Annotated in this window: 14 protein-coding genes; 10 read left to right on the top strand and 4 right to left on the bottom strand. The window is 37.8% G+C overall.

The genetic code is table 11. The features are described 5' to 3' along the window. Positions 1 to 2: 2 nt before the first annotated feature. Together ACJJVM_RS06155 and ACJJVM_RS06160 are read right to left on the bottom strand one after the other, a co-directional pair. Positions 3 to 941, bottom strand: coding sequence for a mevalonate kinase (locus ACJJVM_RS06155; RefSeq protein WP_299147758.1), 939 nt, complete (start codon positions 939 to 941; stop codon positions 3 to 5). Between the two features lie 29 nt (positions 942 to 970). Continuing rightward, on the bottom strand, positions 971 to 2,053 hold the full coding sequence (locus tag ACJJVM_RS06160; RefSeq protein WP_405211109.1) for a diphosphomevalonate/mevalonate 3,5-bisphosphate decarboxylase family protein: 1,083 nt from the start codon (positions 2,051 to 2,053) through the stop codon (positions 971 to 973). A gap of 92 nt (positions 2,054 to 2,145) precedes the next feature. On the opposite strand from ACJJVM_RS06160, the gene ACJJVM_RS06165 reads away from it, so the two are divergent. Further along, the gene (locus ACJJVM_RS06165) at positions 2,146 to 2,622 is read left to right on the top strand and encodes a TspO/MBR family protein (RefSeq protein ID WP_405211110.1); all 477 of its coding nucleotides are present in this window, start codon (positions 2,146 to 2,148) and stop codon (positions 2,620 to 2,622) included. Here the strand turns inward: ACJJVM_RS06165 and ACJJVM_RS06170 are convergent. Together ACJJVM_RS06170 and ACJJVM_RS06175 are read right to left on the bottom strand one after the other, a co-directional pair. Then, the gene (locus ACJJVM_RS06170; RefSeq protein ID WP_405211111.1) at positions 2,615 to 3,145 is read right to left on the bottom strand and encodes a DUF1697 domain-containing protein; all 531 of its coding nucleotides are present in this window, start codon (positions 3,143 to 3,145) and stop codon (positions 2,615 to 2,617) included. The two genes, ACJJVM_RS06165 and ACJJVM_RS06170, sit on opposite strands and share 8 nt — an antisense overlap. A gap of 11 nt (positions 3,146 to 3,156) precedes the next feature. Beyond that, complete coding sequence (locus ACJJVM_RS06175) at positions 3,157 to 4,395, bottom strand: NAD(P)/FAD-dependent oxidoreductase (RefSeq protein ID WP_405212178.1); 1,239 nt, start codon at positions 4,393 to 4,395, stop codon at positions 3,157 to 3,159. 546 nt (positions 4,396 to 4,941) lie between these two features. Between ACJJVM_RS06175 and ACJJVM_RS06180 the strand changes: the two genes are divergently transcribed. The 9 genes from ACJJVM_RS06180 (at position 4,942) to ACJJVM_RS06220 (ending at position 23,280) form a co-directional block, all read left to right on the top strand. Beyond that, the gene (locus ACJJVM_RS06180; RefSeq protein ID WP_299147768.1) at positions 4,942 to 8,082 is read left to right on the top strand and encodes a SusC/RagA family TonB-linked outer membrane protein; all 3,141 of its coding nucleotides are present in this window, start codon (positions 4,942 to 4,944) and stop codon (positions 8,080 to 8,082) included. A gap of 16 nt (positions 8,083 to 8,098) precedes the next feature. Beyond that, positions 8,099 to 9,715 (top strand): RagB/SusD family nutrient uptake outer membrane protein, encoded by a 1,617-nt coding sequence (locus tag ACJJVM_RS06185; protein ID WP_405211112.1) that lies wholly within the window; start codon positions 8,099 to 8,101, stop codon positions 9,713 to 9,715. A gap of 86 nt (positions 9,716 to 9,801) precedes the next feature. Beyond that, positions 9,802 to 13,095 carry a VCBS repeat-containing protein gene (locus tag ACJJVM_RS06190; RefSeq protein WP_405211113.1) on the top strand — a complete coding sequence of 1,098 codons (3,294 nt, stop codon included), beginning with the start codon at positions 9,802 to 9,804 and terminating at the stop codon, positions 13,093 to 13,095. Continuing rightward, positions 13,061 to 16,441, top strand: a complete 3,381-nt coding sequence (locus ACJJVM_RS06195) for a VCBS repeat-containing protein (protein ID WP_298352801.1) — start codon at positions 13,061 to 13,063, stop codon at positions 16,439 to 16,441. Before ACJJVM_RS06190 ends, ACJJVM_RS06195 begins: the two co-directional genes overlap by 35 nt. A 2-nt stretch (positions 16,442 to 16,443) precedes the next feature. Next, the gene (locus ACJJVM_RS06200) at positions 16,444 to 19,689 is read left to right on the top strand and encodes a VCBS repeat-containing protein (protein ID WP_405211114.1); all 3,246 of its coding nucleotides are present in this window, start codon (positions 16,444 to 16,446) and stop codon (positions 19,687 to 19,689) included. Next, positions 19,689 to 21,044, top strand: a complete 1,356-nt coding sequence (locus tag ACJJVM_RS06205) for a vanadium-dependent haloperoxidase (RefSeq protein ID WP_405211115.1) — start codon at positions 19,689 to 19,691, stop codon at positions 21,042 to 21,044. The genes ACJJVM_RS06200 and ACJJVM_RS06205 overlap by 1 nt, the downstream gene beginning before the upstream one ends. 9 nt (positions 21,045 to 21,053) lie before the next feature. After that, positions 21,054 to 21,944, top strand: coding sequence for a GyrI-like domain-containing protein (locus tag ACJJVM_RS06210; protein ID WP_298352792.1), 891 nt, complete (start codon positions 21,054 to 21,056; stop codon positions 21,942 to 21,944). A gap of 1 nt (position 21,945) precedes the next feature. Continuing rightward, positions 21,946 to 22,515 (top strand): pentapeptide repeat-containing protein, encoded by a 570-nt coding sequence (locus ACJJVM_RS06215; protein WP_405211116.1) that lies wholly within the window; start codon positions 21,946 to 21,948, stop codon positions 22,513 to 22,515. A gap of 159 nt (positions 22,516 to 22,674) precedes the next feature. Then, a complete protein-coding gene (locus ACJJVM_RS06220) occupies positions 22,675 to 23,280 on the top strand; it encodes a DUF4230 domain-containing protein (protein ID WP_405211117.1) in 606 nt (201 codons plus the stop codon). The last annotated feature ends 4 nt before the right edge of the window (positions 23,281 to 23,284 follow it).

Consider the following 23,284-nt stretch of genomic DNA (forward strand, 5'->3'; position numbering starts at 1 on the left):
AATTAGAAAGTGTAAACCACTTCTAGCTTGTGATCTTTAAGAGCTGCTTGTGCCTTTTCAAGGTCTTCTGTAAAACCTAGCATATAACCTCCACCTCCAGAACCACAAAGTTTAAGATAGTAATCATTAGACTCAATACCTTGTTTCCATAAGTCGTGAAACTTTGTAGGAATCATTGGCTTGAAGTTACTTAAAACTACTTTAGAAAGCTGCTTTACATTCCCAAAAAGTGATTTTACATCTCCTTTTAAGAAGTCATCTATACAGGCATCTGTGTGCTTTACAAACTGATCTTTAAGCATAGATCTAAAACCGTCTTGCTTCATATTTTCCATAAAGATATTTACCATAGGTGCAGTTTCACCTACAATACCACTATCTAAAAGGAATACGGCTCCCGTACCCTTTTCTGCTTGAGAAGGAATACCAGCAGCTTCAATGCTATCTTTACTATTAATAAGTATAGGAAGACTTAAATAACTATTAAGAGGGTCTAATCCAGAAGACTTACCGTGAAAAAATGATTCCATCCCACCAAAAATTGTTTTTAGTGTGAGCAACTTCTCTCTTGTAAGGTTTTCTAAAACGGTAATTTTATCTACGGCATATTTATCATAAATAGCTGCAACTAGCGCACCGCTACTTCCCACACCATATCCTTGTGGAATGCTTGAATCAAAGTACATACCCGCAGCTACATCTTGATTCATTTTATCAATATCAAAAGAGACTAACTCTGGCTGCTCTGTTTGTAAATCATTAAGGTAAGTAACAAACTTTGCAAGCTTCTCATTTGAGTCCTTTGCCTCTTGTGAAGGGTTCTCCTCTATCTTTAACGCTCCGTTATAGAAGTTATAAGGAATAGCAAGCCCTTTGGAATCTTTTATGATTCCATACTCACCAAAAAGTAAAATCTTAGAATAAAATAACGGACCTTTCATATGGGGTGCTCTTAATACCAATTACAAATTTACAATTTTTTTGCTCCATTACCCACAAAGTCATTGATATAGTGGCCGTTTTGGCAAAATTTTGAAAGTTTAGTAGCTATAAAATCTTGCACACTATGCTTCTCATTTTCGGGATAAAGTACGTGTACGTTTGCGCCAGCATCTAGTGTAAAGCACACCTTTGAGCCCGTTTGTTGTCTATAATCCCATATTTCATTTATAATCTCGAGCGTTTTAGGCTTCATCAATATAAAATAAGGGTGGCTGGTCATCATCATTGCGTGTAGCGTGAGTGCTTCACTTTCAACTAGTTTTATAAACGCATCTACATCACCTGCCTCAAAAACACGCATAAGCTCAGATAAGTTATCGTGAGCCTGGGAGAATCTCGCTTTCGCGAAAGCGTGACCGTGCATAAGACCGTGACCTACTGTACTACTTACTTGTTTCTCTCCTTTATCTACAAGTAAGATGGTGTCTTGATAATTTTTAAAATTATCGTGTACATTGCCATTATAACTCGTTCCAAAAATATCCCTACTATTAGATATCTCTTTATGGTTACCCCATACCACTAGAGGACCATCTAGACTTCTACACGCGCTACCAGAACCAAGTCTTGCGAGAAAGCTAGCCTTTTGTAAAAAATAAGCAGGCGTCATATCTGGATTACTTTGTCGCTCTATCTCCATAAGGCATAAAGCAAGCGCACTCATACCAGAAGCAGAACTTGCAATACCTGAGCTATGCGGGAAAGAGTTTGCCGTGTCTATCACATACGAGTACTCCTTAACAAAAGGTACATACTTCTCTATACGTTCAAAAAACTTTGCGATTTTAGGTTTAAAATCTGGCTCAGACTTGCCGTCTAGCAGTACATCAAACTCAATCTCACCTGTAGCACTAGTAGCCTTTTTATAAGAAAGCGTGGTCGTAGTGTGACAGTTAGAAAGCGTAAAACTTATACTAGGATTTTGTGGTAATTGCTCACCGTGTTTACCCCAGTATTTTACAAGGGCTATATTACTAGGAGACTGGTAAGTGACAGATCCTTGTGTAAGTACTTTATAATTTTCTGAGGGTATAAAATCGCTTTCGGTCATAGGGTGGTTATAGATATATGAGCAAAGATAGCAATATCAACGCTTAGACACCTCTAAGAATATTTACTACCTTTAAGTCCAATCCTTTCCTTATGAACAAAGATTTACTAGTGCGCATTGTGCTAAGCATTATTATTTGCCTACTTGTAGGAACCATAGGTTCTCTAGCTACTCAATCTAGTATTGACAATTGGTATGTAAGCCTTATGAAGCCTAGCTGGAGCCCTCCTAACTGGGTATTTGCTCCCGTGTGGATCACGTTATATATTCTTATGGGGATTGCCGCCGGCATTGTATGGAATCGAGGTTTTTATCATAAATGGGTAAAAACGGCCCTTTATCATTTTGGGTTTCAGCTCATCCTTAATGGAATGTGGAGTATTATATTTTTTGGGTGGCAAGAGCCGTTTCTTGCCTTACTAGCAATTTGCGGACTGTTTATCTTAGTGATATTTACTATAAAATGGTTTAGAGTAGTAGACCGGTGGAGCGCAGCATTACTTATTCCTTACCTACTATGGCTAGCCTTTGCAACTGCTCTTAATTTTGAAATCTGGCGCCTTAACTAGAAAGCTCTAGCAATTTTACGATGGTTTTATAATTGCGGGTTGTCGCAACCACGTTTAATTTCTTTTCAAAAAAAGTGTTTGTCGCCTTTGCTTTTCCGTATCCTTTCTCTGGATATATGTAAACACAATTTTCAGTAACTACAAAATGTTCGTTAGGTAACTCTAGATTATTTACAAGGGTAATATCTTCTGTGCTGGGCACGGTATGCAACAATGTAAAGTAACTTGAGGCTATACATTCTGGTGAGAGCACATAATTCTCATAAACCTGAATGAGCATTGCACAAGTTAAAACAAACACAGGAACCTCAAAACCGTAGGTACTTGCAATAGCTTTCTTTATAACAGCTGTTATCTCATATCTACTTGTCTCGTGAGATTTAAATATAATATTTCCACTCTGTATATAAGTCACCACGTCATTATATCCTAGCGAAGTAAAAAGAGTTTTGAGGTCTGCCATTTTGATTTTTTTATGACCTCCTACATTAATCCCGCGCAGTAAACATATATACGTATTCATAAATCTACTCTTTAAGAATCTATAGCCTGGGCAATGAGATAGCCTCCCGTCCAGGCATTTTGAAAGTTAAACCCTCCTGTAATTGCATCTATATTAAGCACCTCTCCAGCAAGATAAAGATGATTTACTTTTTTACTCTCAAAGGTTTTAAAGTGTACTTCTTTAAGATTTACACCTCCAGCAGTCACAAACTCCTCCTTAAAGGTGCTCTTACCATCTACCTTGTATCTGGATTGAGTAAGTTCTCTACTAAGAGATTGAAGCTGGCTTTTTGTGAGCTCTGCCCACTTTATAGATGGTTGTATTCCGGCTGCAATGAGTAAACTTTGCCACAGGCGCTTAGGCAAGTCTAACTGCGCGTAGGTGTGAGGCGACTGCTTTGCGTGAGCCATTTTGAGCTCCATAAGCATCTCTAGTGCCTCTTCTTGCGAGTAATGCTGTAGCCAGTTTACCTGTATGTCAAATTTGTAATTGATAGCAGCAAGGTCTCTCGCTCCCCAGGCAGACAGTTTTAATATAGCCGGGCCACTCATCCCCCAGTGTGTAATAAGTAATGGCCCTTCAGACTTCTGTTTTGTGCCAAGTACTTTTATAGTGACATCTTTTGCAACACCCATTAACCCATCTATACGTTTATCTTTTATATTAAAAGTAAAAAGTGACGGTACAGCATTAGTAATATTATGACCTAGTTTTTCGAGGAGTTTCCACATTTTAGGGTTGCTACCTGTGGTCATCACTAGCTTATCGCAAGTAAACACCCCCTTACTAGTTTTTACAAAAAAAGTGTTGGTGGTAGTTTGCGCTTTCGCGAAAGCGTCATCAAAACCTACATCTTGCACCGCGTGGTTAGTGAGCACTTCAATATGATGCTTTTTTGCCAGAGAGATAAAACAATCTACAATAGTGGCCGAAGAATCTGTTACTGGAAACATTCTCCCATCATCTTCTATCTTGAGCTCTACGCCACGTTCTTCAAACCAGGCGATGGTATCTCCCGTCATAAAGGTATGAAAGGGGCCTAGTAGCTCTTTCTCACCTCGAGGATATTTTTTTGAAAGCTCCTTAGGTATAAATTCTGCGTGGGTGACATTGCAACGACCACCACCAGAAATTTTAACCTTAGTAAGAACATCTTTACCTCGCTCAAGTATGGCAATCTTAAGTTGCGGGTTTTTTTCGGCAAGATTTATAGCTGTAAAAAAACCGGCAGCACCACCACCTACTATGAGTATATCAAATTTAGTCATCTTAACATCTGGAATAATACGAGTCACAAAGATAAGTGTATTAAAAAGCTTAAAGACCTAAATCTGTAAGGTCTCGTTAGAATATAGTTCCCAGGAGTATGACGTAAAAAGATTCACTTCACACTCGTGATCACTTTTAAAATATTTATGAGTCTTCATTACGCTTTCGCGAAAGCGTGTGTTTTCAAAATAAATAATCACTAAAAAGAAAGAAAAAACTACTCATTATCTATGAGTCAAAACATAAATAAATTAACAGTTCTCTTTGTTACGAAAACATCACGAAAAGATTACTAAAAAGCAAGATTCAAAAAATATCATTCCGCATTTGGAAATTACACACCTAAAATTATACGAAAACGCTAATTTCAACCATCATTTTTTACCGAATTCCTACAAATGACGGTTTGTTCACACGAAATCGTTTTCGTAACTTTAACGGGCAAAGTATATGGTCTTAACATAAAATTTACATATTTTTAGCTTTTAAAATGAGGTGATTACTCATAAAAAAACTAAGCAAACTAATTTTTAAACAAGATTCTTATGAAGAAAGTAATACTTAAAAGTATGCTCTTGTTTGTTGCAATTCTCTTTGTAGGGATTGCCCAAGCCCAAACTGTAACAGGTACTGTTACTGAAGAAAATGGCCCATTACCGGGAGCAAACGTAATTGTAAAAGGAACCTCAAATGGTGTCACAACCGATTTTGACGGTAACTACAGTCTTAACAATGTTCCTAGTGATGCTACTCTAGTCTTTAGCTACGTAGGTTTTTCTACACAAGAAGTTGCTGTAGGAGGTAGAAGTGTAGTAAATGTTTCTTTAGCATCAGACAACGCACTAGATGAGGTTGTACTTATAGGGTACGGTTCTACTACTATTAAAGATGCTACAGGTTCTGTAGACAATGTAGGTGCAGAGGACTTTAACCAAGGTGTGATACAAACACCAGAACAACTTATACAAGGTAAAACTGCCGGGGTTCAAATTTCAGAGTCTTCTGGAGAGCCTGGAGGTGGTGTTGCTATACGTATACGTGGTAACAACTCTATACGTTCTGGAAACAACCCATTATTTGTAGTAGATGGTGTACCTCTTGCTGGGGGTGGAGCTCCTGGTGTAAACACTGGAGGTATTGCTCAAGCTAGTGGTGGTAACCCATTAAGCTTTATTAATCCTAATGATATTGAGAGTATCTCGATATTAAAAGATGCATCTGCAACTGCTATTTATGGTTCACGTGGAGCAAACGGGGTTATTATTGTACAAACTAAAGGTGGTAGAGGAGCTTCTAAAGGTGTTTGGGAACTTAACTCATCTGTGAGTTCTTCTAAAGCAGCACAGCGATATGACTTATTAAACAGAGCTGAGTTTCTTGATGCAATTGGTAACATACCAGGAGCAAGCGACCAACTTATAGGTAATGCAGATACAGACTGGCAAGATGTTTACTTACGTAACTCTTTCTCAAGACAGACTGACCTAAGTTATTCTAAGAGCTACAATGGAGGTAATGTACGTGCTTCTTTTGGATATGGAAATAACAATGGTGTTGTAGAAAACTCTTCAATAGAAAGAATATCTGGAAGACTTAACTTTTCTCAAAAGTTTTTTGATGATAAGCTTACAGTAACAGGTACTGGTAGTATCTCTCGTATTAACAGAGAGACTGCACCTTTAAATGGTGGAGCAGGATCAAGAGGAGACCTTATAGGTGCTTCTATATCTGCTAACCCTACGTACCCTACTAATGACGAATTTTTTGAGCAAACGCCTGGTATTTTTAGCCCATTAAACTACTTAAATAGTTTTCAAGGACTTTCTGAGAGTGACCGTATACTTGCAAACTTATCTCTTGATTATGATGTAACAGAAGAGTTAAGCGCTAAGGTAACTGTAGGTTATGATAGAACTGAGGCAAATACTACTGGAGTTATTGCTTCTTCTATTCTAAACACTCAGGGTATTACTGGTATAGGACGTGGAGATTACAACATAAACAATAATGAAAACAAACTTCTTGAAGCAACGCTTAATTACAAGAAAGATTTAGGTAATGTAAAGCTTGACCTTTTAGGAGGATTCTCTTATCAAGAATTCCAGAGAGACGGTATATTCTCTAATGGAGCTGGTTTTAACACTACCAACCTTGCAGATATGAGAGGACAACTTATTGACCAGTACAACATCTTAAACAATGTTGTTCCTGGTAATGCTCAAGTATTTGGATATGGTAACGATGGTAGTTTCTTAACTACACTTCTACCTGAAGTACAAACAGGGCTTACACTTCCTGCTGGATTTGCACAAGTTATACCAGCTTACATCGCTGGTCGTTATGACAACGCAGATGAGTTACAATCTTTCTTTGCAAGAGCAAATGTTACTATAAATGAGAAATTCTTATTTACAGGAACTTTTAGAGCAGATGGTTCTTCTACTTTTGGTGAAGATGAGCGTTATGGATACTTCCCTTCTGGAGCATTTGCTTGGAAGCTTGATGAAGAAGATTTTGTAGGCGATAACATATCAACTCTTAAGCTTCGTATTGGAGCTGGTATCGTAGGTTCTCAAGAAGGGCTAGGATACGGTCAGTTTACAACTAGAACTCAAGCAAACTTCACAGGAATAGATAATGATCTTAACGTTATTGGTGGTGGAGATAACATACCAGGAACTTCTCCTGTAGGTGATGTTAACCCTGGTTTAAAATGGGAAGAGACTACAGACTTTAACGTAGGTATTGATTTTGGATTTAACGACGATCGTTTTAATGGTTCTTTCAACTTATACCGTAAAGAAACAAATGATCTTTTATTACTTGCTGAGACTGCTGCACCTGCAAACGTTCAAACAGCATTTGGTAACTTAGATGATGGTACGGTAGTTAACCAAGGTATTGAACTTGCGCTTAACTATGACTTTATTGATACGGATGATTTTGGTTTCAATGCAGCTTTTAATGTTGCTTATAACAAAAACGAAGTTCAAGATACAAGACGTGTGATCCAAACTGGAGCTATACGTGGTAATGGTCTTACAGGAGCATTTGCTCAACAGCTTGAAGCTGGACAACCATTATTCTCATTCTATATGGCTGAGTTTACAGGATTTGACGCAAATGGAGAGCCTACATATTTAGACGTAAATGGTGATGGTGTAGGAGATCCAGATTCAGATAAATTCTTTGTAGGAGAAAATGCAGTACCTAAGGTAACTTCTGGTTTATCACTTAGCGCTCGTTACAAGAACTTTGACCTTAGTACATATTTTAATGGTCAATTTGGATTCTCAGTATATAACGCAACAGACAATGCATTCTTTACTAAGTCTGCTCTAATTATTGGTAAAAACGTAACTCAAGCAGCTGCAAATAGTTCAGAAAATCCTAACTCTTCGGTAGCAGTTTCTACACGTTTTCTTGAGAAAGGAGATTTTGTAAGATTACAATCTGCATCTTTAGGTTACAACTGGCCATTAAGTGGAGAAGGTATGTTTGACTCTTTACGTTTATCACTTACAGGTCAAAACTTATTCTTAATCACAGGTTACAGCGGTCTTGATCCAGAAATCAGTTCTGACACAGGATCACTTAACGCTTCTGCGATACCAACAGCAGGTATTGACTATGCCCCATACCCAAGAGCTCGTACTTTTACACTTGGTGTAAATGCTAGATTTTAATAAAAAAAGAAAAATTATGAAACGAAACATTAAACTAAATGCAACCCGCTTCATAGCAGGAGCATTTATGATCGGAGCGATGGTGACGTCGTGTACTGATCTAGAAATCGAAAGCACCGACTCGGTAATTACTGGAGAAACTTTTAACGGAGTACTGGACCCTTCATCTTTTGTAGATAATATGTTCAACTCTCTTAATGGTCAAATAGGTGATCAAGCAAACATCTTTGCACTTCAAGAAGTGACTACAGATGCTGCTCTTATACCTACTAGAGGATCTGACTGGGGAGATAACGGAATCTGGAGACAGTTACACCAGCACAACTGGTTAACAAGTCACCAGTTTATTCAAACTGCTTTCTTACAGTGGAACACAACACACTTTCAAGCAGCACAAGTGCTTTCTGAACTATCAGTAAATGCAACTGCAGAAGATCGTGCAAATGCTCATTTATTAAGAGCATTAGGTATGTGGGTTGTTCTTGATAACTGGGGACAAGTACCTGTACGTGATCCAGAACTTTCATTATTTGAAGATCCTATCGTACTTAGAGGTGCAGAAGCTGTAGATCAGATTGTATCTGACTTAAATGCAGCTATAGATCAACTTCCTGCTGGCGCGCCTATGACTAATAACAATAGACCTAACAAAGCAGCAGCAAGATACTTACTAGCAAAGGTGTTACTTAACAAACACATTTACTTAAGTACAACTCCTGACACTGCCGATATGAACCAAGTGGTATCACTTGTAGATCAGATTAACGGAGAAGGATATGACTTACAAGAAGGTTATTTTGATATCTTCCGTGATTCTGGTGATAATGAAACTATCTGGTTCTTAGGAGCTGGTGTAGGAAACAGAATTTGGAATGGACTTCACTATGCACAAACTAGTGAGCGTGACAACACCGGTGGTGGATGGAACGGTTTTGCTACATTATCATCTTACTATGACCTTTTTGAAGGAGATTCAGAAATTAACATAGAAGGTAGTGGTCAAGAAGAGCGTCGTGGTGTAGTTCCTACAGGAGGGATGCCTATCGCAGACTGTGATGGATGTACAGATAACAATGGTGATGGTATTGCAGATGCAACACACATTGGTGTTGGATTCTTAATAGGACAACAATATGCTGCAGATGGATCTGCACTACAGGATAGAGCAGGTGCTCCATTAACTTTTAAAAGAGATTTTAAAGATGGAGACGGTAATGTAAGTCTTATTAATAATGATGAGACTACTGGTATACGTGTACAAAAGTATGCTGCACGTTACGGATCATTTAACGCACACGAAATATTCTTTAGATATGCAGATGCTCACCTTATGAAGGCAGAAGCAATCTTCCGTTCAGGTGGAGACGCTACAACGCTAGTTAATGAGCTTCGTCTACTTAGAGGAGCAACTCCATTAGGATCTGTAGGAGCACAAGAGCTTATAGATGAAAGAGGACGTGAATTATATGCAGAACTATGGAGACGTAATGACTTAATCCGTTTTGGACAATTTACTGCAGACTGGGAACTTAAAGCTCCAGGAGCGGTAGGAGATGAGACTAAAAACCTCTTCCCTATTCCAGCGAGTCAGGTAATACTAAACCCTAACCTTACCCAAAATCCAGGCTACTAAACTTGGTATAATAATTAGCTTAAAAGAGGGTTAGAGTTTTCTAACCCTCTTTTTATATATTACATTCTCAAAATTCATTTGTTTAAGTGAAAACTTCATTGCCCCTACTCTTACTATTAATGTTTCTTTTCTCGTGCTCACAGCCAGAGAAAAATTACCGCTTTATACATAAAAAAGATACAGGTGTAACCTTTACAAATGAGCTCACAAAATCTGCAGAGCTTAACATACTTAACTACCTCTATTATTATAATGGCGCTGGCGTTGCTACAGGCGATTTTAATAATGATGGACTTGTAGATATTTATTTTGCTTCAAATCTTAATCAAGATCACCTTTATTTAAACTTAGACAACTTAAAGTTTCAAAATATAACCACCACTTCGGGTATAAATAACAACTCTGGATGGACTACAGGCGTGACCACGGTAGATATTAATAATGATGGATATCTAGACATATACGTATCTAAAGTCTCAGGACACTTACATCTCAAAGGGTCAAATTTACTTTACATTAATCAAGGCCTTACAGATGGCATACCAACATTTAAAGAAGAAGCGTCAACCTATCAATTAAATATAGAAGGTCTCAACACACAAACAGCTTTTTTTGATTACGACCTAGATGGTGACCTTGATGCATATATACTATCACACTCACTGTACCCTAACGCATATTTCGGGAGAGGTAGCCAGCGCACAACTAGAGATACAATAAACGGTGATAAATTACTAGAAAATAGGGATGGTGTTTTTTATGACGCTTCCGCGAAAGCGAACATATATTCATCAAAAATAGGTTACGGCCTCGGGATAAACATAAGTGATCTTAACAATGATGGATATCCAGATATGTATATAGGTAATGACTTTTTTGAAGATGATTATCTATACATCAATAATCAAGACGGAACCTTTAATGAAATTAATAATAAAAATGGAGCACTAGGCCACACCTCACATTTTTCTATGGGAAATGACATAGCAGATGTAAATAATGACGGCCTACCTGACATCATATCTGTAGATATGCTCCCTGAAGATCCTTATACCCTAAAAACTTCTGGTGCCGAATATAATTATCCCATATTCTCAAATAATCTAAAACAAGGCTATACATCACAATTTATGCAGAACACCTTGCATATTAATCAGGGTTCTTCCTCTTTTACAGAAAGCGCTTTTTTAAGCAATGTTGCAAGTTCTGAGTGGAGCTGGTCTCCCCTACTTGCAGACTTTAACAATGATGGACACAAAGACCTTTATATTACAAATGGTATTCTAGGTGCAACAAATGATATGGACTTTATTAATTTCATATCAAATGAAAATATACAAAAGCGTCTAGGTAAAAATATGACAGATGGTGAACTTCCTCTTATAGAAGAAATGCCTAGCAAAAAAACGGTGAACTATTTTTTTAAAAACAATGGAAACGGCACTTTTAAAAACACCTCTACAGACTGGATAAAAAGCAAAACTTCATTCAGTAATGGAAGTACCTATGCAGATCTAGATAATGATGGAGATCTTGACCTAATAGTAAATAATGTAAATGAGGAGGCTTTTATACTCGAAAATAAAACCAACAAAACAACCACAAAAGCAAATTATCTTAAAGTAGACTTTGCAGGGCCTAGCAAAAACATACAAGGAATAGGTGCAAAAATACAAGTCTATACAGATGGCAATTCTCAATACTTTGAAAACTATACAACAAGAGGATTTCTATCATCTGTCGTCCCAGAAATTTTAATTGGCCTAGATAGTTCTAAAACAATAGACTCTTTACGTATCATATGGCCTGATGGCAAAACTGAAAAACAAGAAACAATATCAGCAAATCAAAAGATAACACTAAACTACACAAACGCTGGTGGCAATTATTATAAGGGATTAATAGCAAAAGTAAAAACGAGACAGTATGTAAATGACACACTGCTATCCTTTAAACATAAAGAAAATCCTACTGTAGAGTTTAGTCGTAATCCATTGGTGCCATATTCTTCTACAAACCTCAGTAATGCGATATGTGGTGGCGATATAAACAATGACGGCCTACAAGATTTTGTCACCCTTGGTGCAAAATCTCAAGTCACTTCATTACAACTGCAAACCACTTCAGGAAGTTTTACAAAACAAGAACTTCCTAGCAATAATAAGCACGCCATTGCAGAAGATATAGATGCAATCATATTTGACGCAAATGGTGACCGCTTAAACGATCTTATCATTGTAAGTGGTGGTAATGAAATACAAACAGGTAACGCGTTACAACCTAGACTCTATATCAATACAGCGAGAGGTCTAGAACACAAAAAAGAAGCTTTTAATAATACATTTATTAATGCATCTACTATTAACGCTGTAGATCTAGATCAAGATGGCGACCTAGACATCTCTATAACCAGCGACGTTATCCCTCAGGAGTTTGGCACCACTCCGCTGCAGTATCTTTTTAGTAATGATGGTTCAGGTAACTTCAGTAATATTACAGAGAGTTATAGCCCAGACTTTAAAGACATCGGTAATGTACGTGATATACAGTGGCAAGACATTGATGATAATGGTTATCCAGACGCAATGGTTGTAGGTCACTGGATGGCTCCCACAATTTTCCTCAATGATGGTAAGAAGCTAACAAAGCAAGACAACAACGGCTTAGAAAACACTACTGGATGGTTTAATTCATCACAAGTAGCAGACTTTGACAATGACGGCGATCTTGATATTATAGCTGGCAACTGGGGCCTCAACACACGCCTTAAAGCTTCGGCGGCAGAGCCTGTGCAATTATATATCCAAGATTTTGATGATAATGGCAAACTTGACCCTATAGTAACCTATTTCTACAAAGGTGAAGAAACCACAATTGCTACCAAAGATGAGCTTACAAAACAACTACCACAACTCAACAAGAAATATCTTTCTTATAGCGCTTTCGCGAAAGCGGAATTTAAAGATTTACTGCCCAGCAACAAGCTTGCAACGGCTACAGTAAAACAGGTTACCCAGCTAGCCTCTGTCTATTTTGAAAATAACGGAGATGGCACGTTTACAGAAAAGCAGCTGCCACTACCAGCACAAGTATCTTCTGTGCACGATATACTTGTAGATGATCTAGACAATGATGGTTATAAGGACCTAGTCTTAGTAGGAAATGATTATGAAATAAGCACACAACTAGGAAGACTTGATGGTTCAAAAGGCATTGTTCTTTATAATGACAAAAATGGCTTTTTTAACGTGGGTAAAAAGACAAAATTCAATATTTTAGGTGCTTCCAGAAGCATTGACACAGCAACGATATCTGGAAAGAAATATATCATCGTTGGTAGAAATAATGATACTCCATTATTCCTTAGAAAAGAAGATTAAACTTATGAATGTTTTTAAAAAATATAATCTATTTGCGGCTATAGCACTTACTCTGCTCATAAGCTCTTGCGACAAGGAAACCATTACTGAGGAGCACGCTACCGCTCCTACTCTTTTTACTCAAATGTCTCCAGACAGCACCGGTATAGCCTTCATAAATAGTATTAAGAACCAAAAGGATTTTAATATCTTTAAGTATCGCAACTTTTACAATGGAGGAGGTGTGGCAATAGGCGATATTAATAATGATGGACTTGCAGATATTTACTTAACCGCAAATATGGGCAAGAACAAATTATACCTCAATAAAGGTGATTTTAAATTTGAAGATATTTCTAAAACCGCTGGTATTGAGGGTAACAAACCTTGGTCTACAGGAGTTACAATGGCAGATGTTAATGCAGATGGACTTCTAGATATCTATGTAAGCAATGCAGGAAATTTAAAGGAGAATAGCCACGACAACGACTTGTATATTAACAATGGTGACCTCACTTTTACTGAGCGCGCAAAAGAGTATAACCTCGCTACATCCGGGTTTACAACACACGCTACTTTTTTTGATTATGATAAAGATGGAGACCTTGATGCATATATCCTTAATAACAGCAATGTACCTGTAAACAGTCTAGGTAACAAAGGACAACGAGATAAGCGAGCACAAGACTGGGCAAATGTAAATGAAGACATACGTGGTGTGGGAGACCTACTTATGCGTAATGACAATGGCGTTTTTACAGATGTAAGTGAAGAGTCTGGCATATATGGTTCTCTTATAGGTTTTGGACTAGGCGTTGTAGTGACAGATGTTAATCAAGATTTATGGCCAGACATCTATATTTCTAATGACTTTTTTGAACGAGATTATTTATACATCAATAATCAAGACGGAACTTTTACAGAAGAGATTAAAGAGTGGACCTCTCACCTATCTCTCTCTGCGATGGGTATAGACATCTCAGACATAAATAACGATGGGCTTCAAGATATTTTTATTACAGATATGCTTCCAGACGGTGAGGAGCGAGTAAAGTCTGTAATGGAATTTGATGGCTACAACATTTATAAACGTAAACAGCGTGATGACTTTTACCAGCAGTTTATCCAGAATACGCTACAAATAAATAATGGTAACGGTTCTTTTTCGGAAACGGCTTATTACAGTGGTGTAGAGGCATCAGACTGGAGTTGGTCTGGGCTTGTTTTTGATATGGATAATGACGGTTACAGAGACATTTATATTACAAACGGTATTAACCACGACCTCACAGATCTTGATTTTGTAGACTTCTTTGCAAATGAGCTTATACGTAGTAAGGCTAATGGAAAAACACACCCAGTAGACTCTATCATTAATAAAATGCCTGTAAAACCGCTACCTAATTATGCTTATCAAAACCAGAAAGACTTAACATTCACAAACAAGGCACAAGACTGGGGCCTAGGTCTAGAGAGTATGTCTAATGGCGCTGCTTATGGTGACCTAGATAATGATGGTGATCTAGACATTGTGGTGAATAATGTAAATATGGATGCATTTGTTTACAGAAACAACTCCGTAGTAGATGAGTCTCATAATTATATAAAAATAAACTTTGAGGGTAGTGATAAAAATAGATTTGCAGTGGGTACTACTGTACGTCTATATCACGACAATCAATCTATTTTACAAGAACTTGTTCCATCTAGAGGTTTTCAATCTTCTATGGAGTATGGAATGACCATAGGCCTAGGTGCTTCAAAAACCATAGACTCATTGCGTATTATATGGCCTAATGACAAGACACAACTACTCAAAAACATTAATGCGAACCAAACACTTACGGCTAAAATTAGTGAGGCCTCTGAAGTATATAAATACCCAGTCAAAGAGTCTAACACCCTGCTTAGAGAATTAGATAACACACTCCTTACTTCACATCAAGAAAATGAGTACAATGATTTTGACTACGAGGGGCTTATTGCAAAGAAACTCTCACAAGAAGGTCCTGCCCTCGCAGTAGGTGATGTAGATGGAGATGGTAATGAAGATATCTTTATAGGTGGAGCAAAAGACCAAGCTCCTACCCTGTATTTACATAAGGGTAATGGGAAGCTTGTACCTTCTTCTATAAATTTTGATAAGTCAGCAATTTTTGAAGATACTGCGGCCTCTTTTGTAGATGTAACCGGTGATGGCGCCTTAGACCTCATCGTAGCTACTGGAGGAAACCAGATAGATGGCGCTCCATTTTACAGACCACGTTTATACGTAAATAAAGGTGACGGCTCATTTAATCCGGCTCAATTACTACCCGCTGTAAATCAAGGTGCCTCTGTCATCGCTCCTTATGATTATGACCAAGATGGTGATGTAGATTTATTTATAGGTTCTAGAAATACAACAAGCACCTATGGTATTAACCCAAAGCATTTGTTATTACAAAACAATGGTAAAGGTAGCTTTACAAATGTAACGCCTCAACAAGGAGCTGTCCTTAATGATGCTGGTATGGTTACAGATGCTGTATGGACAGATATAGATGGTGACACTATAAAAGAACTAGTGATTACTGCAGAGTGGGATACTGTAAAAGCATACAAACTAGAAAATGGAAAACTTATAAGACACAATTCTGGTCTTGATAAGGCTTACGGCTGGTGGCAAAGTATTGAAAGTGCAGATATAGATAATGATGGTGATCTAGACTTAATACTAGGTAATGAAGGAACAAATATTCATTACAAACCTACTCAAGATGCACCTATGAAGTTATTTATTAATGATTTTGATGCAAATAGTACGATAGAGCAAATTACTACCATAACTCAAAAGGGTAAAGATTACCCGCTACACCAGAAAAAGGAGATAATGGGGCAAATCGTATCATTAAAAAAACAGAATATAAAAGCCTCAGATTATGCAAAAAGATCTATAGATGAGTTATTCTCTGCAGAGGTACTGGCAAACTCTAAAGTAAAGAAAGTTAACACCTCTGAGTCTGCTGTTGCCGTAAATGATGGAAAAGGAAACTTTACACTAAAGGCACTACCTGCTGGCGTACAATTATCTTGTGTGTGCGGCATAAGCTGTACAGATGTAAATAATGATGGACTACTTGATCTTGTTATGGGTGGTAATAACTTTGAGTACAAACCACAGTACTCTCAACTAGATGCAAGTTTTGGGAGTGTATTACTAGGTGATGGCTCTGCAAACTTTGAGTGGCAACCCTATACCAAAAGCGGATTTTATGTGCGCGAAGAGATGAAACACTTACAGACGTTTACAGATGCAGCTGGTAACACATACTTTATAGCCGCGCTTAATGACAGTAAACCTAGAGTTTTTGCGCTTAACAATTAACTATGAGAAGAGGTGCACTAGTACTTTTATGGATGGCACTTATCATTGTCTCGTGTACACGCGAGACTGTAGATGAGAGCCCGCCGCTTTTCAAAACTCCATCTGGACACAGTACTGAAGTCACCTTTGCAAATACACTTGCAGAGAGCGATTCCCTTAACATACTAGATTACCTCTACTTTTATAATGGTGGTGGCGTAGCTGTGGGTGACATTAATAATGACGGCCTACAAGACATTTACCTATCTGGCAACCAAGTACAAAACAAACTCTATCTCAACGAGGGTAATCTCAAGTTTACAGACATCACAACTAGCTCCAAAACTGGAGGAAATAACTCTTGGAGTACCGGTGCTATTATGTTTGATGCAAATGCAGATGGATACCTAGACATCTATGTGCGTGCTGTGGTGGGTATAAATGATTTCACTGGTCACGATGAGTTATTCATAAACAATGGTGATGGTACTTTTACAGAACAGGCAGAAGCCTATGGACTTGATTTTAAAGACTACGGGACTACAGCCGCAGTGCTAGATTATGATCTTGATGGAGATCTAGATATTTATTTACTCAACCACGCCATACACACAGAGTCCTCTTTTGGCAAAGCATCCCTACGCAACAAGCGTACAGAAAAGACAGGCGACAAACTTCTCAGAAACGATGGTAACCGCTTTACAGATGTAAGTGAGCAGATGGGGATTTATGGTGGCATAAATGGCTACGGCCTCGGCATTTCGGTGGCAGATTTTAATCAAGATGGATGGCCAGATATCTATGTGGGTAATGATTTTCACGAAGATGATTACTACTACATTAATGAAGGAGGTGTACGCTTTCGCGAAAGCTTAAAAGAACACTTTCCACACACCTCGAGATTCTCAATGGGTAATGACAACTCAGATCTTAACGGTGATGGCTTCCCAGATATCATCTCATTAGATATGCTTCCAGATGATGAAGTTGCTCTTAAAGCGTCTGAAGGCGATGATAATATCCAAACGCAAAAGTTACGCACAGAACGCTTTGGGTATCACTACCAGTTTACCCGTAATATGCTTTTTGTAAATCAACCGGGATATCAATTTAAAGAGCAAGCACTATCTTCTGGAATTGCTGCTACAGACTGGAGCTGGAGCGCTCTTTTTGCAGATTTTGATCACGATGGTCTACAAGATTTATTTATTGCAAACGGTATTCCTAAGCGACCTAACAATCTAGATTTTATAAACTTTATCTCTAGTGATAAAATTCAAAATCGCATTAACGAGTCCCGACTACTGGATAATGAAGCTCTAGACCTTATGCCCAGCGGGGCAACACCAAACAGGTTATTTAAGGGTGATGGAGATTTGAACTTTACAGATAAATCACAGACGTGGCTAGCATCTCAACCATCTGTTTCTGGCGCATCTGCCCTTGCAGATTTAGATAACGATGGGGACCTAGACATTGTAGTTAATAATATAAATAAAGAAGCAACGCTCTACATCAACCAGACAGATACTACGGCTACATCTGTCCAACTCAAATTTGAGTACACAGCTAAGAATCCTTTTGGGATAGGTACTAAAGTATTTGCATATGCAGGAGGTAAGACCCAGTACAAAGAGCTCTATACAGCCAGAGGATTTCAAGCATCGTCACAGCCTCTTGTGCATTTTGGCCTTCCTAAAAACACGACTATTGATTCTCTCAAGGTTATATGGCCAGATAACACGTATCAAACTGAGCGTAACATAACTACTAATTCATTGGTAAAGCTGTCGCCACGGGCTTCAACACCTTTTGATTACCATAGTTTATTGCCAAAAAATGAAAAACTCTTCTCAAAAACACCAGGAAATCTAGGCATAGATTACACACACAAGGAAGATGCTTATATAGACTTTAACCGTCAAAAATTAATTCCTTATCAACTTTCAGATCGGGGTCCAGCTACCGCAGTGGGTGATATAAATAATGATGGGGTGGATGATATTTATTTTGGTAGTTCAAAATTTACTTCGTCTCAAATATACTTGGGTGGAGATTCCGCTTTCGCGAAAGCGTATATAGAACCCTTAAAAAAACAGAGTAAAACCGAAGACAAAACAGCAATCATTCAAGATGGTAAAATTATAGTAGGCACCGCTGGCGCAGATTTTTCGGCTACTAATACTGCACTAGGTGATTATATCTTAAAACTAGATGATAGCCTGTCAAAGCAACCTCTCAACTTACTAGGCAACACTTCTGTTATCGCTCCAAATGATTATGACAATGACGGTGATATGGACTTGTTTATAGGTCATCAAGTAATTACTGGCGATTTTGGCACAGCACCAGAAAGTGTGCTCCTCAAAAACAACAATGGCAAATACACTGTAGATAAAAATAACAACCTAGGTAATATAGGTATGGTTACAGATGCCGTGTGGACAGATCTTAACGATGATAACCAGAAAGATCTCATTGTAATAGGTGAATGGATGGAACCTCAATTTTACATTAATAATGATGGCGTGCTTTCTAAAGAGAAGTTAACAACAGAGATGCTTACTGGCTTATGGCAAACCATAGCGCCTTTTGATATAGATGATGATGGTGATCTGGATTACTTGCTAGGCAACTGGGGAACTAACAGCAAGTTTACAGCTACAGAAGGTGAGCCGCTCAAAATGTATCACGCAGACTTTGACAACAACGGTCAGACCGAAACACTGGTTGCTACTTCTAGAAATGGCAACTACTACCCTATTCAAAATCTTCCTGAACTAGCGACACAACTTGTATCCCTTAAAAAGAAATACAGTACAAATAATGATTTTGCCGGTAAAACTATCTCAGAGATTATAGGTGCCAAGAGTTTATCTAAGGCTCAAGAATTAAATGTTACCACTCTAAAGTCCGGATACTTAAAAAATGAAAAAGGTTCCTTTACTTTTGTACCTTTCCCATCATCATTACAAGTTGCTCCTCTACTAGATTTTGTAGTGTTTGACTTTACTAATGATGGAAAAAAAGAGGCCCTCGTAGGGGGAAATTATTTTGGCACAAAACCGTATCACGGTAGGTTAGATTCTTTTTCTGGTGCGCTTATAAAATCAGAGCAAGAAATAATAGATGGGTATACCCTAGGCGTAGATTTTGCTCAAAAGTCTGTTCGTAAGCTATCTATCATAACACATAATAACATAAATTACCTGCTCGTTACATTTAATAATGAACCAGCACAGGTATATACAATAGAAACTACACAATAATGAAAACACAGTACACACTCATAGTCCTACTTACTGCTTTAATTACTTTAAGCTCTTGTTCAAAAAAGAGTGAGCCTATTGTGATTACACCAGATCACTTTCATAATGCGATAGATAAAGTTACAGAAGTAATTATACACGATATCTTCTCGCCTCCAGTAGCTAGTAGAATTTATGCATACCCTAATATTGCGGCCTATGAGATACTAGCTGTAAATAACCCATCATTTACATCACTTTCTGGCCAGCTTACAAACTTTACAGCCATCCCAGCGCCAGCAAAAGATGCATCTATTAATTATGAGCTTGCAGCGCTAGTAGCACATATGGATATGAGTAAACGCCTTATATTTTCTGAGCAAGATATAGAGGTATATAGAGATAGCCTTTATGCAGGATGGCAAGAGCTTAATGAAGAGGAGTTTGTGCAGTCAAGAGATTATGGTCTACAAGTGTCTAATCATATTGCAGCGTGGATGGATGGTGATAATTATAAACAAACTCGCACAATGCCTAAGTTCTCTGTGCGTTCTGACGAGCCTTCTAGATGGCAACCTACACCACCCGCTTATATGGATGGAATTGAGCCACACTGGAATAAAATAAGACCATTTGTAATTAATGCTGCAGACCAGTTTAAGCCTGTACCACCACCAGCATTTTCACTAGAAAAAGATTCAGATTTTTATAAAGAGCTTAAAGAGGTCTATGACATAAGCCAGCAAATCACAAAAGATGGAGACAACTCTGAGGAGATTGCCATAGCACAGTTTTGGGATTGTAATCCTTATGTATCTGTTACACGAGGTCACTTAATGTTTGCTACAAAAAAGATAACTCCTGGTGGTCACTGGGTAGGAATCACAAAAATCGCCTCAAAAAAAGCAGGCTTTGATGTGACCAACACTTTATATGCATATACAAGGACTACCATAGCAATGTATGATGCTTTTATCTCTTGTTGGGACGAGAAGTACCGCTCTAATTTAATACGCCCAGAGACGCTTATAAATGATCACATAGACGACTCTTGGAAACCTATTTTACAAACGCCACCTTTCCCAGAGTACGTAAGTGGTCACTCAGTAGTTTCTGGTGCTGCGGCAGAGAGTCTTACTAGTATTTTTGGGAATAATTTTTCTTTTAATGATGATACAGAGATTGCTTACGGCCTACCTATACGTAATTTTAAATCGTTTAGAGCTGCGGCTCAAGAGGCAGCTGTAAGTCGTATGTATGGTGGTATACACTACCGCGCTGCTGTAGACGTAGGCCTTAATCAAGGTAAAGATCTAGGTAAATTTGTAGTATCAGAACTTGATATGAAAGTAGAAACAGCAGTTTCTGTAAACTAATAATTGTTTATGAAAAAGGTAATTATACTTGTCGCAATACTGTTAGTAGTTTTTTGCGCCTGGTTCTTGTTCATAAAACCAGGAGACTTTACAGCAAAGTTTAAAGCCAAAACCACTTTAGGTACTATAGAACAATCTATAAAGAACTGGAAAGAAGGTGCTATCACAACAGATGTACAACTAGGAGATGAGCATACACAACTTACTCAAGAGTTTAATGTACAAGACTCAACACATATCTATAAGTGGCATATTAAAAAAATAAACGACTCTCTATCTCAAGTCACCGTGCACGTTACAGACCCTGCACATTCATTAAATAATAGATTGCAAGGACTTTTTAAAAACACAAACTTTAAAAAAAGTGCAACTGCAACCGTACTACAATTTAATGAGTTACTGCAAGACCATTTAGACAGGATTACAGTGAGAGTTATAGGTCAAGAAGAGCTACCTGCAAAGTTTTATGCATATACAGAGGTAGAAGAATTACAGATACTTAAAGCTGGCGGTATGATGAGAGACATAAGCCACTTACAGAATACAATGGCTCGTTATGATGTTACCCTAGATGGACGTCCATTTGTACAAGTTACAGACTGGAACCGTAAGACAGACAGCATAAAGTATCGCTTTGCCTTCCCATTAATTAAGAGCGACTCACTTCCTCAAGTAAAAGATATAAAGTACGGAGAAAGACCAGCAAAAAAAGCTCTTAAAGCCATTTATAACGGTAATTATATTACATCAGACCGTGCCTGGTATGCCTTACTTAACTATGCAAAAAGCAACAACATTAAGGTAGACCCTAAGCCTACCGAAGTATTTCATAATAATCCAAATATGGCTGGAAACGAGAGTAGCTGGAAAACCGAAGTTTATATGCCTATAATAGATTAATATGAGCTCTTATTATGATGATCAAGAGTTTACAGGTATAAACTATACCCAGCAACCCTTTAAAAAAGGAGAGTATGATAATTGCACATTTATGGAGTGTAATTTTGAAAACCTTCATCTCTCAAACAGCACCTTTTTAGAGTGCACATTTATAAATTGCAACCTCACAAATGTAAAGTTTGGTGGTACTAGTCTCAATCAAGTTTTATTTGACGGCTGTAAACTGCTAGGAGCAGATTTTAGTGTTTGCAATATATTTATGTTGGGATTACGCTTTCGCGAAAGCGTTCTAAACCTCTCAAACTTCACCGCATTACCACTTAAAAAAACAACTTTTCTACACTGCCCTATGGCCGAAGTAGATTTTACTAACGCAGACCTAAGCGAGGCAGTATTTACAGAGTGCCTTCTCACGGGATCTACATTTGAGCAAACTAGATTACTTAAAGCAGATTTTACAACTGCTATTGACTACAAGATAGATCCCACAAAGAATATGCTTAAAGGAGCCATCTTCTCAAAAAACAACCTGTCAGGCCTCTTACAATCAACCGGAATAATTATTAAATAATGTTTAATTAGGGGCATTTACCCCTACCTAAAACTTAAAGAAGCAATTACATTTACATCATTAGAATGAGAATCGAAATTGGGGGATTTAGAAACTCATTAAAGCCGCACTTACGTGCGGCTTTTTATTTTATGTACCTTGGTTATATAATAAACTATTATGCGTAAAATACTTTTTGGGGCAGCTCTTGCACTTGTGATTGTTTTTGGTGTGCGTTATTGTGAACACACAAAAGATGAAAGTGAGCAACTTAGAGCAAACACCGCGCTCATTGAGAAACAAATAAAAAATGTGGGGAAACTCATCGTTACAGAAGGTAACTATGCCCAAGTTTTTACCTATGAAGATTCAAAAAAATTCTATGTAGATGTACTTTCTGCTACAAAAAAGGCCCTAGTAGTCGTAAATGCCGAAGCAACTATCGCTTACGACCTTTCTAAGGTTGCTACAGAAATCGATGAGCTCACAAAAACTGTTCGCATTACTAATATTCCAGAACCTGAGTTGAAGATTAATCCTAATATAGAATATTATGATGTGCAACAAGACTACCTCAACCAGTTTAATGCTCGAGATTATAATATCATAAAATCACGCGTGCAAAAAGGGCTTGAAAAGGAAGTTAAAAACTCTACCCTTTACTCAAATGCCCAAAACAGACTTATCTCAGAACTTTCTAAAATATACTTTCTTACTAACTCACTAGGGTGGACACTTGAATATAATGGGGATGCAGTTACAGATAGTACACCTATAAAATTATAGGCTT

The organism is Dokdonia sp. Asnod2-E02 (assembly GCF_045063915.1).
Classification (GTDB): Bacteria; Bacteroidota; Bacteroidia; order Flavobacteriales; family Flavobacteriaceae; genus Dokdonia.